The sequence below is a fragment of the Borrelia puertoricensis genome (assembly GCF_023035875.1).
GTDB lineage: Bacteria > Spirochaetota > Spirochaetia > Borreliales > Borreliaceae > Borrelia > Borrelia puertoricensis.
The window spans coordinates 570,749-586,344 of sequence record NZ_CP075379.1; the positions used below are offsets into that span (position 1 = coordinate 570,749).

General features: G+C 27.6%; 14 protein-coding genes and 1 pseudogene. 10 read left to right on the forward strand and 5 right to left on the reverse strand.

Annotation, left to right across the window (positions count from 1 at the left end; genetic code table 11):
- Nucleotide 1 precedes the first annotated feature (1 nt).
- Nucleotides 2-2,047, reverse strand: a complete 2,046-nt coding sequence (locus bpuSUM_RS02775; RefSeq protein ID WP_247065692.1) for a coiled-coil domain-containing protein — start codon at nt 2,045-2,047, stop codon at nt 2-4.
- A gap of 374 nt (nt 2,048-2,421) precedes the next feature.
- Here bpuSUM_RS02775 and bpuSUM_RS02780 point away from each other — a divergent pair, with 374 nt between their 5' ends.
- The 6 genes from bpuSUM_RS02780 (at nt 2,422) to crr (ending at nt 8,326) form a co-directional block, all read left to right on the forward strand.
- Complete coding sequence (locus bpuSUM_RS02780; protein ID WP_247065693.1) at nt 2,422-4,287, forward strand: hypothetical protein; 1,866 nt, start codon at nt 2,422-2,424, stop codon at nt 4,285-4,287.
- Nucleotides 4,274-4,735, forward strand: a complete 462-nt coding sequence (locus bpuSUM_RS02785) for a hypothetical protein (protein WP_247065694.1) — start codon at nt 4,274-4,276, stop codon at nt 4,733-4,735. Before bpuSUM_RS02780 ends, bpuSUM_RS02785 begins: the two co-directional genes overlap by 14 nt.
- The gene (locus tag bpuSUM_RS02790; protein ID WP_247066304.1) at nt 4,732-5,595 is read left to right on the forward strand and encodes a xanthine dehydrogenase family protein subunit M; all 864 of its coding nucleotides are present in this window, start codon (nt 4,732-4,734) and stop codon (nt 5,593-5,595) included. Before bpuSUM_RS02785 ends, bpuSUM_RS02790 begins: the two co-directional genes overlap by 4 nt.
- A gap of 160 nt (nt 5,596-5,755) precedes the next feature.
- Nucleotides 5,756-6,016 (forward strand): HPr family phosphocarrier protein, encoded by a 261-nt coding sequence (locus bpuSUM_RS02795; protein WP_011772499.1) that lies wholly within the window; start codon nt 5,756-5,758, stop codon nt 6,014-6,016.
- Nucleotides 6,017-6,031: 15 nt separating this feature from the next.
- Nucleotides 6,032-7,753 (forward strand): phosphoenolpyruvate--protein phosphotransferase, encoded by a 1,722-nt coding sequence (gene ptsP / locus bpuSUM_RS02800; RefSeq protein WP_247065695.1) that lies wholly within the window; start codon nt 6,032-6,034, stop codon nt 7,751-7,753.
- Nucleotides 7,754-7,756: 3 nt separating this feature from the next.
- Entirely contained in the window at nt 7,757-8,326 is a 570-nt protein-coding gene (crr, locus tag bpuSUM_RS02805; protein ID WP_247065696.1) for a PTS glucose transporter subunit IIA, read from the forward strand.
- Between the two features lie 33 nt (nt 8,327-8,359).
- Here the strand turns inward: crr and htpG are convergent, their stop codons facing one another.
- Nucleotides 8,360-10,207: a molecular chaperone HtpG gene (gene htpG / locus bpuSUM_RS02810; protein ID WP_247065697.1), complete on the reverse strand. Its 1,848-nt coding sequence runs from the start codon at nt 10,205-10,207 to the stop codon at nt 8,360-8,362.
- A 119-nt stretch (nt 10,208-10,326) separates the two neighbouring features.
- Between htpG and gnd the strand changes: the two genes are divergently transcribed.
- Entirely contained in the window at nt 10,327-11,721 is a 1,395-nt protein-coding gene (gene gnd, locus bpuSUM_RS02815; RefSeq protein WP_247065698.1) for a decarboxylating NADP(+)-dependent phosphogluconate dehydrogenase, read from the forward strand.
- Between the two features lie 14 nt (nt 11,722-11,735).
- Here gnd and bpuSUM_RS02820 read toward each other — a convergent pair whose 3' ends face one another.
- The 3 genes from bpuSUM_RS02820 to bpuSUM_RS02830 form a co-directional block, all read right to left on the reverse strand.
- On the reverse strand, nt 11,736-12,275 hold the full coding sequence (locus tag bpuSUM_RS02820; RefSeq protein ID WP_247065699.1) for a BAPKO_0422 family outer member beta-barrel protein: 540 nt from the start codon (nt 12,273-12,275) through the stop codon (nt 11,736-11,738).
- 129 nt (nt 12,276-12,404) lie between these two features.
- On the reverse strand, nt 12,405-12,920 hold the full coding sequence (locus bpuSUM_RS02825) for a BAPKO_0422 family outer member beta-barrel protein (protein ID WP_247065700.1): 516 nt from the start codon (nt 12,918-12,920) through the stop codon (nt 12,405-12,407).
- A 375-nt stretch (nt 12,921-13,295) separates the two neighbouring features.
- A complete protein-coding gene (locus tag bpuSUM_RS02830; RefSeq protein WP_247065701.1) occupies nt 13,296-13,811 on the reverse strand; it encodes a DUF3996 domain-containing protein in 516 nt (171 codons plus the stop codon).
- 492 nt (nt 13,812-14,303) lie between these two features.
- Here bpuSUM_RS02830 and bpuSUM_RS02835 point away from each other — a divergent pair, with 492 nt between their 5' ends.
- The 3 genes and pseudogenes from bpuSUM_RS02835 to bpuSUM_RS10055 all read left to right on the forward strand — a co-directional run.
- Nucleotides 14,304-14,840, forward strand: a complete 537-nt coding sequence (locus bpuSUM_RS02835; protein WP_247065702.1) for a chemotaxis protein CheW — start codon at nt 14,304-14,306, stop codon at nt 14,838-14,840.
- Nucleotides 14,841-14,853: 13 nt separating this feature from the next.
- The gene (locus bpuSUM_RS02840) at nt 14,854-15,165 is read left to right on the forward strand and encodes an STAS domain-containing protein (RefSeq protein WP_247065703.1); all 312 of its coding nucleotides are present in this window, start codon (nt 14,854-14,856) and stop codon (nt 15,163-15,165) included.
- Between the two features lie 23 nt (nt 15,166-15,188).
- Nucleotides 15,189-15,522: pseudogene (locus bpuSUM_RS10055) on the forward strand (Hpt domain-containing protein); the annotation flags it as partial.
- Nucleotides 15,523-15,596 lie beyond the last annotated feature (74 nt).

Here is a 15,596-nt window from a genome sequence, read left to right on the forward strand (position 1 = left end):
TTTATTTTATTATTCTTATTTTTTTAAATTCAGATGCTAGGTTTTTGTATAGAGTTCCTATTTCATTTGTATGTTCTATTTTTATTAAGTTTCTGAAAAATTTTTCTTTATGTTTGAGTGATGGGTTAATAAAATGGGTTTTAACATTGTATTTTGGTATTAATTTGTAAATTTCTTGTGCTCTATATAAATTTTTTGTTGGTTCTATTTCAATGTAATATCCGTTAGATTTTTTAAAATCAAACTCACTGCTTTGATCTTTAAAATTATAATTGTTTGAATGTGTATCTGGATATATTGTAAATTCAGCAGTTTTTATTGCAGTGTTTTTATGCTTTGTTTTTTCATTTTTAGGATAAAATTCCTTTTTTATGTATTGTGGTTCTCTGTTGTCATGTGTGAATAGGTCTTTATTTTTGTATTTTGCAAATTCTTCTTTAAGTATTAAAATATCATTTTCATTATTCGTTAATTTTTCATCTAATATATTTATTTTGTCTTGCTTTTGTTGAATTTTATCTTTATTCTCTTCATATAATTCTGTATTTTTATCAATTTTGTCTTTTAGTGCATTGATTACTTTTTCTATTGAAGATAAATTATTTTCGATATTTTTTAAGCTAGCATCATGATTATTTTTTAAGTCTATTAATTCTTTTTGAAATGCTAATAAGGTGTCTTTATTATTATTGATTTTGTCATCCAGTTCACTTAATTTGTGAGTATTGTTGTTGAGAGTGTCTTTATTATTATTGATTTTGTCATCCAGTTCACTTAATTTGTGAGTATTGTTGTTAAGAGTGTCTTTATTATTATTGATTTTGTCATCCAGTTCACTTAATTTGTGAGTATTGTTGTTAAGAGTGTCTTTATTATTATTGATTTTGTCATCCAGTTCACTTAATTTGTGAGTATTGTTGTTGAGAGTGTCTTTATTATTATTGATTTTATTATCCAGTTCACTTAATTTGTGAGTATTGTTGTTGAGAGTGTCTTTATTATTATTGATTTTGTCATCCAGTTCACTTAATTTGTGAGTATTGTTGTTAAGAGTGTCTTTATTATTATTGATTTTGTCATCCAGTTCACTTAATTTGTGAGTATTGTTGTTAAGAGTGTCTTTATTATTATTGATTTTGTCATCCAGTTCACTTAATTTGTGAGTATTGTTGTTGAGAGTGTCTTTATTATTATTGATTTTATTATCCAGTTCACTTAATTTGTGAGTATTGTTGTTGAGAGTGTCTTTATTATTATTGATTTTGTCATCCAGTTCACTTAATTTGTGAGTATTGTTGTTAAGAGTGTCTTTATTATTATTGATTTTGTCATCCAGTTCACTTAATTTGTGAGTATTGTTGTTGAGAGTGTCTTTATTATTATTGATTTTATTATCCAGTTCACTTAGGATTTGGGTTTCTGAGTTGAGATATTCCTGTTCTTGAGCATGCATATCATATGTGTTTTTTTCAGGTGGATAATTATATTCTTCATTTGATATATATTCATTTTGATTTTCTTCATATTCTTGATCATTGTTGTAATGCTTGTTTTTTGATTGAAGGGCATGATTAAATAAATTTTCTTTTATGTTAATTAGATTTTTTATCTTTTCAATGATTTCTTTTAAACTTTTTGTTAAAATTTCATATTCTTCATTATTTTTTTTTATTGATTTTATATTTGTGTGATTTAAAAAATTTTCTATATTTTCTATTTTTTTCTCGTAGTTTTCAATTCTAAGTTTTAAGTTATTTATATCTTTTATGAACCAATCGTCTATATTTTCTTGTTCTGAGTAAAAATTTTTTGTGTTTAGACTTTGTGGATATTGTAACTTTTCATTTGTTAAGGTATTATTTCTAGCTTTTCCGTTATCTGATACTTGAAGTTGTTTTGAAACTTTAAATTTATTTGATTTTTTACTTGATGCATTTGAGTTGTTATCTTTTGAAATTTCATTTCTCTTGTGATAAATTATTTCTTCTTCGTTGTCAAAATCTTCACTTAAGTCTTCTTTGGGAATATAAACCTTTGAGTGATTCATTATATAGTGAGTTATATTTTTTTTGGACTCTCCAAAAAGTAATATACAAGAGAGCAGCATAAAAATTTTAGAGAGCATTGAAAGTAGCTTTTTACCCATAAACACCCTATTAATATTATTTGATATTCATTATTAATTTTGATGTTATCATATTTTGTAAAATTTATCAAAAGAAAATATTATGTATATAATAAACATTAAAATAATATAATAGTTAAGCCCTATGTTTTAATCTTTGAGATATCATTAATTGAGTAAATGTAATTGTTACATCATGTTTTGGTTTTAATAGTAATTTTGTTGGTATTGTGCCATAATGATACAAATAGAAGATAAATTATGAGTTTTTGATCTCTTATTTTATTTAATTGTTTATGAAGCTAAAGAATATGGAAGAAGTTTGGGCTTTGCCAGTTTGTTGTAATATCAAGAATTCTATCATTGAAGATTTTAAGATTTTAGATAAATATAAAGATCAGGTTTTTAATATAAGTTATAAAGATGATATTATCTTAAAGTTCATCGATGCTGTTGATTCTAATGAATTTGATTTAAAACTTTTTGATAATAAAATAAATTTTGAAGGACAAATTCCTTTGGTTTTATATTCTAATAGCTTAGACTCTTTAGTAGAAGCAGAAGCAAGTGTTGTGTTTGAATTAAAAGCCATTGAGCAAAACGATGTTTATTTTGATTCAGGATTAAAAGAATTGGGTGAATTTAAAATTTATAATTCTTATTATGAGTTTTCAGACTTTTTGAATTATTGCAGTGATGTTATTTTAGTTAGAGTATGTTTTAAGGATGATAGTTTAGTCATTGATGCAGACCTTGATAATATTGCACTTGTAAAGCAAATTATTAGTTATAATTTTTGTATTGCTAAAGATAAGATCATTATCAATCCTATTAATAATGATTGTATTAGTGTTTTGTTTTCAGTTTCTTTTAATGCTGTCTTACAAGGCATAATAATTGCTAAAAAACTTGGGCTGAAGGTTAATGTTATTTATTATAAGAGACATTTTTTAATGGCACAATCTTTAAGCTTAAAGTTTTCGGCTGTGAATTATTTATCATCAGAAAATAGGCTTGATAAGATTATGTTAGATCTTGAAATCAACAGACCATTAAACTTTTTATATAAATTTTATTTTGATTACCTCAGGCATATTTTTGATAATTTATTTTTTGATGTGTATGTACATTTTAATTTTATATCAACTACAAGTAATTCTGTATTTTTTTATGATAATTATTTTTTATTTGGAATTGCTGTTTATAATTTTATTTATTCAAATTTTTATAATCTTGCAGTCAGTTTGTCAATTGAACCTCTTAGTTATTTGCTCAGCTATGTTAAGAGTGAATATAATGTTTTTTTCAAGCTTTTTAAAGAGATGGATTTGAAAAATTCTATCATGCGTAAGTCATCTTCTATAAGTTTAAAGAATGAATATAATATTTTTGATGTGAGAAGAAAAGGTATAGGATTTGCTTTTTTGAATCTGGACTTTAATCTAGATTCTGCTTTCTTAGGTGGCAATCAAACCGTTTCTATGAGTTTACATAAGGATAAATTAGATGTGTTTATTCCTTATAAAATTATGGATATTAACTTAATGAACTATTTAAGGAATATTTTAGCTAGGACTTTTAGTTTATCTTATAATAATGTAAATTTTATTGTTAGTGATGTTTTTATAGATGATGTTGGAATTTATAGTACGTTAATTAAAGAATCTTACATTATTGAAAGAGAAGTTTTGGCTATTAAGGATGTGCTTGTCATGATGATCGGTGATAATTTTAAGGGAGAGTATCCTGTTGTAGCTGGGCAAAATTTTGTTATAGATATAGATAAGAAATTTAATGTTGCTTGTTCTCTTGAGATTGATATAGAAATATATTCTTTTAATATTGTGTTTAGTAATGTGAATTTTTTTGTTGAAAATGGTAAGTTTGATAAACTTAGGATAAATAATAAGCGTATATTTTCAATTTTTAGCTTGGCAGTTGATTATGTTTTTGGAAATATTACTTATGATGTTGTTGATTCTGTGGAACTTGAGTTTATTGAAGATGGTGAATTTGTTTTTTCTTTTAGAATATTATTTATTGCATCTGTTTCTGCAGTAAAGACAGCTTTAATCCAGGCTTTTGACTTCAATATCTGTAAGACCCCTATTGATCTTAAGGATATTCTAGATAATTGGAGTATACGAATTGATACTAATTAGCTTTAATTTAAATGGAGAGACTCTTTCAAAAAGTATTAAGCTTCCTTTAAGTACTAGAGAGCTTTTGATAAGTATTTTTTATTCAGGCAATCGAAGTTTTATTGAAAATATGAATAAAAACTTCTCATTAGTGCTATTAGACTTAAAGCCTGTATATTCGTCTTTAGTTTCAGCCTTTATGTTAAATGGACGTAGCATCATTACTGTTGAGGGATTGCAAAATACAACTTTTTATGAAACCTTAGTTAAGGTTTTATTAGAAAATGATTTTGGGTTTTGTACAAATTGTTTTTCATCTAATGCATTATTATTTTATTATCTTTTAAAACGTAAAGTTATAATTAGGGCTGATATTTTAGGGTATTATAATACATTAAAGTGTAATTGTCTTGATGTTAATACTTTTTTAGATCTTTATTTGAGATTGGAAGAATTAGAGAGGAAATAAGAGGTGTGAAGGTATATTATCCAGAAAATTTTAATGCACTTGTTAATTTATTTAGAGAAGAGTCAAACAATTATATAGTTTATAATGAGATTGATTTTCATAAAAATTCTGAAATTTTCATGAAAAATGAAATTTCTGATAATTTTTTTATAATTAATAACTTTGAAAGATTTAATAAAGTTTTTCTTAAGAGTAATTTTTTGGAAATGGGACCATGTGTTACTTATGATACAATATTGCAATTTGGAGAGAGAAATATTCCAAGGTTGTTTTATGAATTTATTTCAAGACTAAATGATAGGATATATCTAAATAGTATTAATCTTTCTAATGGATTTTATTATAAAAACACAGTATTTGATTTATATCCTTTATTGTTAAGTCTTGATGCTCAGCTTGAATTTAAAAATATTTTAACTAAAAGAACTTATACTTATAATGCTTACAGTATTAACAGGGATGATTATATACAAAGTCGCCATATTTTATTTTTAAGTAAATTAAAATTTCCAATCACAAATTTATGGAATAAGAGTTTTTGTAGCAGAATATTTGTTGATACTTTTTCATTTGATATTTTAAAAGAGGCAAACATTATTTTTATTTGTGTTCTTTTAAATATTAAAAGAGATATTATAAGTGATTTTTTGATGAAGATATTTTATAATGACAAGGTTATTACTTTAAGGGATTTTCAAGTTTTACTTCTTAGTAAGTCTTTACCTTTATCTTTAGTTGAAATTGAAGATTCTCTTAAGATGCTGGATAAAAATATTAGAGATGTTAAAAACTTTAGTTTAGGGGAGAGAAGTTTAAGACTTATAAAAAATTTTTATTTTGATATATTATCTAGTTTTTAGTCTTGTAAAAGTTGGCATTATTAAGTAATTGCTGATTTTTTGGCATAGTTTTAATATAAAAGCAATAGAATTAATTTATCAATTTGTTTTTATGCATTATAATATTTATTTGTTAATAACTTAATCAAAAAATAATTATTCAAATAAGGGGCTTAAGTTTATGGTAAAAAAAGAAGCTACAATTAACGCTGTTAATGGCTTGCATGTTAGACCGGCATCAACGTTTGTCAAAAAAGCTAAGGAGTATGCTAGTGATATAACTATTGAAGCTGATGGAAAATCTGTTAGTGGAAAAAGTTTATTTCGATTACAAACTCTAGAATTATCTTCTGGTAAGAAGCTTGTGGTTTGTGCTGATGGTGATGATGAAGAAAAGGCTGTTACTGAACTTGTTGAGCTCATTGAATCTTTTAAAGAATAGGTATGGAAGGTTTATATGACTTTATCGGGGAAAAGAATATCTAAAGGGATAGGTGTAGGAGAGGCTCTTTTTATTAAAAAGGATTTTGATAAATTTATTGATAAATCAAAAATTGCTTCTTTACAAATTGATGATGAGATAAAAAAATTTAATGATGCTAAATCAAAAGCTATATCTGCACTTAGAGAGCTTACAAAGAAGGCTGTGGATCAATTTGGTGTTGATAAGGAAGGCATTTTTGAAGGACAGATATTAGTGATTGAGGATGATGAATTTTCTGATTCTGTTACAAATTTTATTAAGAATGAAAATTATTGTGCTGCTTATGCTGTTTATCTGTCTTTTAAAGAATTAATTGCGAGTGTAGAAGAATATACAGATTCTTATTTAAAAGAGAGAGCTTCTGATTTTAAAGATATTAGAAATAGGCTTATTTCAAATATTTTAGATCAGGTAACTGATCTCTCTGAGGTTAAAAGAGATGTGGTTCTGATTACTGAAGAATTAACGCCTTCTGATACAATGCAGGTTGATTTAAGTTATGTTAAGGGATTTGTGACTACAGTTGGTGGTGAGACTTCTCATGCTGCTATTTTGGCAAGGACAATGGGACTTCCTGCTCTTGTGATGACACCTTTGGATATTGCTAAAATTAAAGAAGGTGAACAGTTGATAATTGATGGATTGTCTTCAATAATTATTGGTGATCCTTCATCAAGTGAACTAGATAAATATGAACATAAGATATTAGAGTATAATGAGTATGAGAGAGAGCTTTTCGCATTAAAAAACCAAGATGCAAAGACAAAAGACGGTATTAAGATATCTCTGAAGGCTAATATTGGAACTTCTACAGATATTTTTTATGTTAATAAATATGGGCTTGATGGTATAGGGCTTTTTAGGACAGAATTTTTATATATGGAATCTGTAAAGCCTCCAACAGAGGATGAACAGTTTGAGGCCTATAAGAGAGTTGTAGACACTATTGAAAAAAAAGGTGTTGTTACTATTCGTACTCTTGATATTGGAGGAGATAAGGAAATTCCATATTTTAAATTTCCAAAGGAAGATAATCCTTTTCTAGGATATCGTGCTCTTAGGATGTATATGGACTATGAGGATTTAATACAAAGTCAATTTAATGCGATTTTTAGGGCTAGTCATTATGGCAAAATAAGAATCATGGTTCCTATGCTTACTAGATATGAGGAACTTGATATAGTTAATTATTTTGTAAATAAAGCTAAAACAAATTTAAAGTCTAGGAATTTACCTTTTGATGAAAATTTGGAAGTCGGGTGTATGATAGAAGTTCCTTCAGCTGCTTTAATGGCATCTGACTTTGCTGACAGATTGGATTTCTTTAGTATTGGTACTAATGATTTAACCCAATATACTTTGGCTGTGGATAGGGGTAATCAAAAAATATCAAATTTATACGATAAATATAATCCTGCTGTATTAAGGCTGATTAAAAATGTTCTTGATGCTGGTAATAATTTTAACATTGATGTTTCTGTTTGTGGTGAGCTTGGGGGAGATGAGGCTGGAGCTTTAATTCTTATTGGGCTTGGATTTAGATCTTTAAGTATGGTTCCTAGTGCTTCACTTAGAATTAAGTATTTGCTAAGCAAATATACAATGTCTGACTTAAGTGAATTGGCAAGTAAAGTTTTAAATAGTAAGTCAGAATCAGAGACTTTAAAATTTTTAGATAAATATATAGGAGATTAGTATATGGGTTTTTTGGGTTTTTTTAAAAAGTCTGCTACTTTGGATTTAATAGCGCCTGTTAGTGGAAGAGTTGTTTCAATTGATAAAGTTCCAGATGAAGCTTTTGCTGAGAAGATAGTTGGCGATGGAATTGCAATTATGCCAACTGGAAGTGAATTAGTTGCGCCTTGTGATGGAAATATTGGTAAAATTTTTAAAACCAATCATGCTTTTAGCCTTGAAACTAAAGAGGGTATTGAAATTTTTGTGCATTTTGGTATTAATACTCTTAATTTGAATGGTAAAGGTTTTACAAGAGTTGCCGAGGAGGGTATGAGCGTCAAACAAGGTGATGTTATTATTAGACTGGACCTTGAGTATTTAAAGGCTCATGCAGAGTCAGTAGTTACACCTGTTGTTATTGCAAATTCTGATGAAGTTTCAAGCATTGAGTATGTGTTTGGGAAGCTTGATGATGGCTCTGAATATATTGTACCTTCTTCTACTACTTTAACTGAAGACATTAAAATTAAGATAGCTCAGACTAAACCTGTTGAGGCAGGCAAAGATTTGGTTCTTAGAGTTAAAAAGTAAGTTCGCAAGCATAAGTTTGCGAACTTACTTTTATTATATGTTTTGCTCTAACATTTCATTTATTATGTTTATAAATTGACGTGGATTTTTGCTTTGTAGACCTGAAGTTATCATTGCTTCTTCAAAAAGAATAATGCTTATTTTTTCCAAGTTTGCATCATCTAGATTTTTTAAATTTTGAATGATTTTATTGTTTGGATTGAGTTCAAGAATAGGTTTTATTTCTTTAACCTCTTGTCCCATTGATATCATAATTTTTTGCATTTGATATGTGGGGTCAGCACTATCAATTATTATTGCTGATGGTTCTTGTGTTAACGTTGCAGATAGTGACACATCTTTGACATTATTTTCAAGTATTTTTTTTACTTTAAGTAGGATGTCTTTGAATTTTTCTTCCATTTGTTTGAAATTTTCATCTTTTAGTTCGTCACTTGTTTCGTTTTTATTGATTGCTTTTAACTTTATACCATCATATTCTGTGATGAAATTTAAAATTGCCTCATCAAGTTCATCATCCATAATGAGAGTTTCGTATCCTCTTTCTTTGTACGCATTTACAATTGGATTGATTTTGAGTATATTTTCTCTTCCTCCAGTTATATAGTATATGCTTTTTTGTTCTTCAGGCATTCTCTCTTTGTATTCTCTTAAAGATACAAGTCCATCTACGTGAGAAGATTTAAATCTAATTAGGGATATAAGTTTGCTTCTGTTATCAAAGTCAGAATAAACCCCTTCTTTTAAACATCTTCCAAATTCTTTGGAAAATTCATTGAATTTAGAATTATCTGCCTCACTTAGCTTTTCAAGTTCACTAAGTATTTTTTTTACAGAAGATGTCTTTATTTTGGCCAATATTTTGTTTTGCTGTAAAATTTCTCTACTTACGTTTAAGGGCAAGTCTTGACAATCTATTATTCCCTTTATGAATCTTAAGTAATTTGGAAGTAAACTGTCTGCAGAATCTGTGATAAAAATTCTGTTTATGAATAATTTTACCCCAGGTTTAGTATTTGGGTAGTACAGATCATAGGGAGCTTTGCTTGGAACATAAAAGAGATTTGTATATTCAATATTTCCTTCTGCTTTTGTATGAATATGAATTAATGGATTTTCATAGTCAAAGGTTAGATTTTTATAAAATTCATTGTATTCTTCATCAGTTATTTCATTTTTATTTTTTATCCAAATTGCTGTTGTATCATTTAATTTATCTTCCTTCTCTTCAAATCCTTCTTGTTTGCCATCCTTCATCAAGGGTTCTTTGTACTTGATGAAGATAGGATAACTTATGTGATTTGAATATTTTTTTATAATCTCTTGTATTTTCCATTTGTTGGTATATTCAATCCCTTCTTCGTTAAGATAAAGGGTTATTTCAGTTCCATATTCATCTTTTTCTGTTTTATTTATTTCATATCCTGTTTTTCCATCACTAGACCAGAGATAGGCAGTGTCTTCCAGTGCTTTTTTTGTTACAAGTTCAACTTTGTCAGCGACAATAAAAGCACTATAAAATCCAACTCCAAACTGTCCAATTAAGCTTGCAGCATTTTTTTCATCTTTTTTTAGGTTATTTATAAATTCTTTAGTTCCTGATTTTGCAATTGTACCAAGATGATTAATCAGGTCTTCTCTGTTCATTCCAATACCATTGTCTTTTATTTTAATGAGTTTTTCGTCAAAGCTTATTTCTATTTTTGGATCTAGTTTGATATCCTTGAATTTTTCGTTTGTTAAGTTTAAAAATTTAAGCTTATCAATGGCATCAGAGGCATTTGATATTAATTCTCGTAAAAATATTTCTTTATGAGAATAAAGAGAATGTATGATTAAATAAAGTAAATCATTAACCTCTGTATCAAATTGTTTTTTCATATAATTCTCCTATCTTGCATTTGTTTTAATCTTTACTTTTTTTATAATATAACATAATCTAAAAATAATGAATAAAGTAAATTTGTCTGTAATAAAAAATTAGGGTAGAGGATAGTGCAATGGATATTGGTGTTTATGGGCTAGGAGTTATGGGGAGTAATTTGGCGTTAAATATTGCTGATAGCGGTTTTAATGTTTCTGTTTATAATAGAGATAATGATAGGACAGAAGTTTTCCTTGTAAACAATGTTCATAAAAAGATTAATGGATTTAAAAATATTGAGGATTTTATTGGAAGCTTAAAAAAACCTAGAAAGATCATTTTAATGATATCAAATTCAGCTGTTGATGAAGTCATTGAACAAATTTTACCTTTAGTTGAAAAATTCGATATTATTATTGATGGTGGAAATTCTCATTATAAAGATACAATAAAAAGAGAGAAAAGATTATCTTCTAAGGATATTTATTTTGTTGGACTTGGAATTTCAGGTGGTGAAAAAGGTGCAAGATTTGGACCTTCGTTGATGTATGGTGGGAACAAAAAAGCTTATGGATTAATTGAGCCTATTTTAAATAAAGTAGCTGCTAAAACAAGTATGGGAGATATTTGTTCTGCTTATGTTGGTGAGAGTGGAGCTGGACATTATGTAAAGATGGTTCACAATGGAATTGAATATGCAGATATGCAACTCATTGGTGAAGCATATTTTTTTATGAAGAGAGCTTTTAATTTAGATAATTTAAAAATTTCCGAAGTATTTGACAAGTGGGGAGAAGGTGATCTCTCTAGTTATTTAATAGAAATAACATCTAAAATTTTAAAATATAAGGAAAATAATGAATATTTACTTGATAAAATTTTAGATGTTGCAAATCAAAAAGGTACTGGGAAGTGGGTATCAATTGAAGCTTTGCAATTAAATGTGCCAGTGAATTTAATTTTTGAGTCTGTGTTTGCTAGGTTTTTGTCGGGATTAAAACATGAACGAGTAATTGCTAGTGATATTCTTAAAATGGACGTGGATTCTGTTGCATTTGATTTGAGTGATTGGATTTTAGACCTCTATTATGCTCTTTTAGTGTCCAAAATACTAGCTTATGCTCAGGGCTTTATGATGCTTAAGAGTGCATCTGTTAATTATTCTTGGGACTTGAACTTGGGAAAAATTTCTTTGATTTGGAGAGAGGGTTGTATAATTAAAAGTGTTTTCTTGGATAAGATTAAATTGGCTTATGATAAGAATCCACATCTTATTAATTTAGTTTTTGATGATTATTTTTTAGATATAATAAAAAATCATCATAAGTCTTTAAGGCGAATAGTCTCAAAAGCCAGTGAAATTGGGATACCTTTGCCAGCATTTTATGCAAGTCTGTCTTTTTTAGATTCTTATTCTACTAATTATTTACCAGCCAATTTAATTCAGGCTCAAAGAGATTTCTTTGGTGCACATAATTTTGAAAGAATTGATTCAAATAGAGGTGAATTTTTCCATAGTACTTGGGAATGATTTGAGATTGGTGTTTAAATATAGTATTTAATGAATATTCCACCCATTATATTTGTTTTCAGTCCTGCATAGAGGTGGTGATATGCAATGGATTTTGCGTTTGATACAAATTCTATTGAAGGTGCTATTTTAAGACCTAATTCTATTTGTTCTGTTAAATCATAAAAAATAGCTATTGGAATTCTAAATCCAAATCCTATTTCCATGTTTATGAAATTTGATTTGTTAGATGATATGTGTATATTTCCCCCAATGCCTGTTCCAATAGATAATTTTTCTATTAATGGTATTGTTAATATTAGATCTAAGGTTGAGAGTACAAATACGTTAAAATCATATTTTTTTGATTTGAGTTTGCCTTCTGAGAGATTAATACCATTAGTTCCCCCATAACCTATTTCAAGATCTATAAATGGGAATGACATAATATAATTAAATATCGGGTTTCCAATGCTTCCTCCAAATCCTATTTTTCTATCTGAATATGAGCTTTTTCCAGATGCACTGACCCATATGTTTATTGTTAGTATTGCTATTAGCACTAATTTCTGCATTAAATCTCCAATAATTAATGTTTCTATATCATTATATTTTATTTTTAATGATTAATAATATTTTATAGGATGAATTTTGTTGATTTAATTTTTATTTAAAATTTGAAATGTTTATAATTCTGTTTATTTTTATGCAAACCAAAGTCTCATACCAAGCCCAGCAAATGCTTCCCATTTTTGTTTTGGATTGCCACCACCAATACCCCAAATATTGATACCCGGTCCTGTTTTTAAGAATATGTCAAAAATTTTTTTGATAATTGGTAAATTTAGGGTGATCGATATTCTAATTCCTATGTTTGTCGAATTATACGTTTTGCGGGTATTTTGCCATTCAGGTATCCACCATAATCCATAAATTCCGATTCCTAGTGAAGCATCTATCGCGTTAGATTGTTCTGACGAATCTGATGAGAGTGCAGTGAACTCTAGGGAAGCAAATAATGTATTGAAATTGTTGAATAAATTTTTTAATCCGTTATAAATTCCAATTTCTATTGTGATGTTTTTACCTAAAACCAGTTGAAACGCGTTTGATAATGGACCTAGTATTCCAATTCCGAAATAACCTTTATTTGTGTGAGACTCTTTTGCTGAAACATTAAAGTAGTTTATTAGTAGTAAGATTAAGATTGTTTTTTTCATGTACTGATAAATCCTCTTATTTTTAAGTATATACCCGATTGTTTTCAAAGAGAAGTAGTATTATGAATTGTCATATTTAAAAATTTTGGTAGGTTGAATATTTATGCTTTGTGAGTGTTTTTTTAAATATTGTTATAGAGATCAATAATCTTCATAATTTCAGTTTAGTTTTAAGTTGTGCAATGAAATTTGTTGATGATGATTTTTAATATACATATTATTTGAATCGTTTATGACTTTGGGATAATAGCAGTTTTTTGGGAGTGGGGTCATTTGATGTTTTTAAGCATATGTTGAAATTTTATTTTGATATTTTTACTTAATTTGTCAAAGGAAATACTTAAGTACTTCTCTTGATGTGATAATCAGTTATTTTTATGCAAACCAAAGTCTCATACCAAGTCCGGCAAATATTTCCCATCTAAATCCAACTCCTCTACTCCAAATATTTAATCCAAGACCAGGTGCTACTTTTAAGAATATATCAAATTTTTTTCTGGCTATTGCAAGATTTATGATCAGTGGTAATCTTGTTCCTAAGCTCATTGGTCCACTATTTATTTTATTGTTGCTCCATCTTGATAACCATATTGTTCCATACCCGCCGCCTCCAACAGCAAAGTCTAGCATGTTGTCTGCTTCTTCAAGAGTATGTGTGTAAAAGATGTAGTCTATTGCAAGGAATAAAGTTTGCCAGTCCTTAAAAAAGTTGTTTGTTCCACTGTAGGAACCTAAGTCTATGTCAAAATTTCCAATATTGAATTCTAATGCAATTGGAAATGGCAGTAAAATTCCCATACCAAATTTGTTTCTTGCTTTTGATGTTGAATTTGCAAAAGCGGATATTGATACTAACATAAGCATTAAAGCAAGCATGCTCTTTTTTTTCATAAGTTTTTTTCCTTTATTATAAAATTTAATATAAATTTTAATTCTGGATTGATGTAATTCAATAAGTTTATAATAAAGAGAAAGTTTTTCTTATTATTTATTGTTTATCCAATTGTTGTCTATACTCAAGTCATCCTTTTATGGGATAATTGTTATTATTTGACTAATAAGAGTGAATTTTAGGTTTAGTAATTTATTACCATTGTGAAAGTTTGATTATGGTTTTGCTTAGATTGTTTCAAATGTTCTTTTGTGAGTATTGTTTATAGAAACCAAGTTATCAGGTATTATTATTTTTAGTAACTTACCAGTGATGAACATTTATATTTTTATTTATATTATGTATTATGTTTGAACATTGTTTTATATTTGTTTAGTATTGAAATTTTTGATTTATAATTGATACATGAGAATATATGAGATATGTGAATTTTGAATAAGACTTATGGAGTATTCTATTTGTATTATTAGTTATATTATTAAGAGGCATTTATGGAATTAGAAACCGATTTACAGGGTACATTAAATCAGTATCTTTTGTTTAGTTTAGATGAGCTTTATGCGATTGAAATTAAATATGTTGTTGAAGTCTTAGAGTATACTAAAATCTCAAAAATACCAAGAACTCCTGATTATATGGCAGGGATAATCAATAATAGAGGAAAAATAGTTCCAGTAATTGATATTAGAAAGCAATTTGGTATGCAGGATCGTAGAGTTAGTGATGATGGGCTTAAGAAAAAAGACGTTGATATTTCAAATATCATCATATTAAATTTGATATATGAAGGTGATGAATTGAATCTTGGAATTTTGGTAGATTATGTTAATGAGGTTCTTGAGCTAAGTTTATCTGATATTGATGAGGCTCCAAAGATTGGTACGAGATTTAATTCGAGGTTTATATCTGGAATTGGTAAGCGTAATAATAAATTTATTATTATTCTTGACGTAGAGAATCTGTTTGATATTAAAGAACTTGCCAGTTTTAAAAACACTACAATATATGATCCTGATTGTGATCAATAGGAGTTTACGTGTTATGATTTATAATCCAGAAGGAGAACTTGTAGTAAACAACATCTTTAAAGTTAAAGAAGATCTTTTAAATATTTTTAAAGAGATGAAAGAAAAAGAGACTCTGGTAATGAATCTTTCAAATGTAGAGAAAATAGATGTTACTTTTATACAAATTTTGTATGCTTCCAATAAATATGCTAAAGATAGAAACTTATTTATAAAGATAGAATATCCATCGGATGAGGTTTTAAGTTTATTGATATATGGTGGATTTTTAAATGATATTGAAGATATTGATCACTTAGATTTAGGCCTTAATTTAATTGAATTTTAGTTTTATGTATTTAAGGGCAATTTATGAATAGTAGTGATATGATAGATAAATTTAAAGATTCTTTTAAAGAGGAGTCTATAGAAAATATTTCAGATATTGAGCATGCACTTCTTAATATTGAGTTTGAATCAGGAAGAGAGGTTATCAATTCTATTTTTAGAAATTTTCATACAATTAAAGGTAGTGCAGGAATGTTTGGTTTTAATTTAACAGCTTCTCTTGTGCATGAAATAGAAACTGTTCTTGATCCTATGAAGGAAGGTTCTGATGGATTTAATCAGGATACTGTTGATGCTACTTTAATGGCAGTTGATTTTATTCGTGAACTAATTGAAGGAGATGAAGCTATTGATGAGAGTGCATATAAAAATCGTGAAAAAATTCTGATAGATACAATCAAAAAAGGATTTGGACTGGGTGTTTATGTCGGG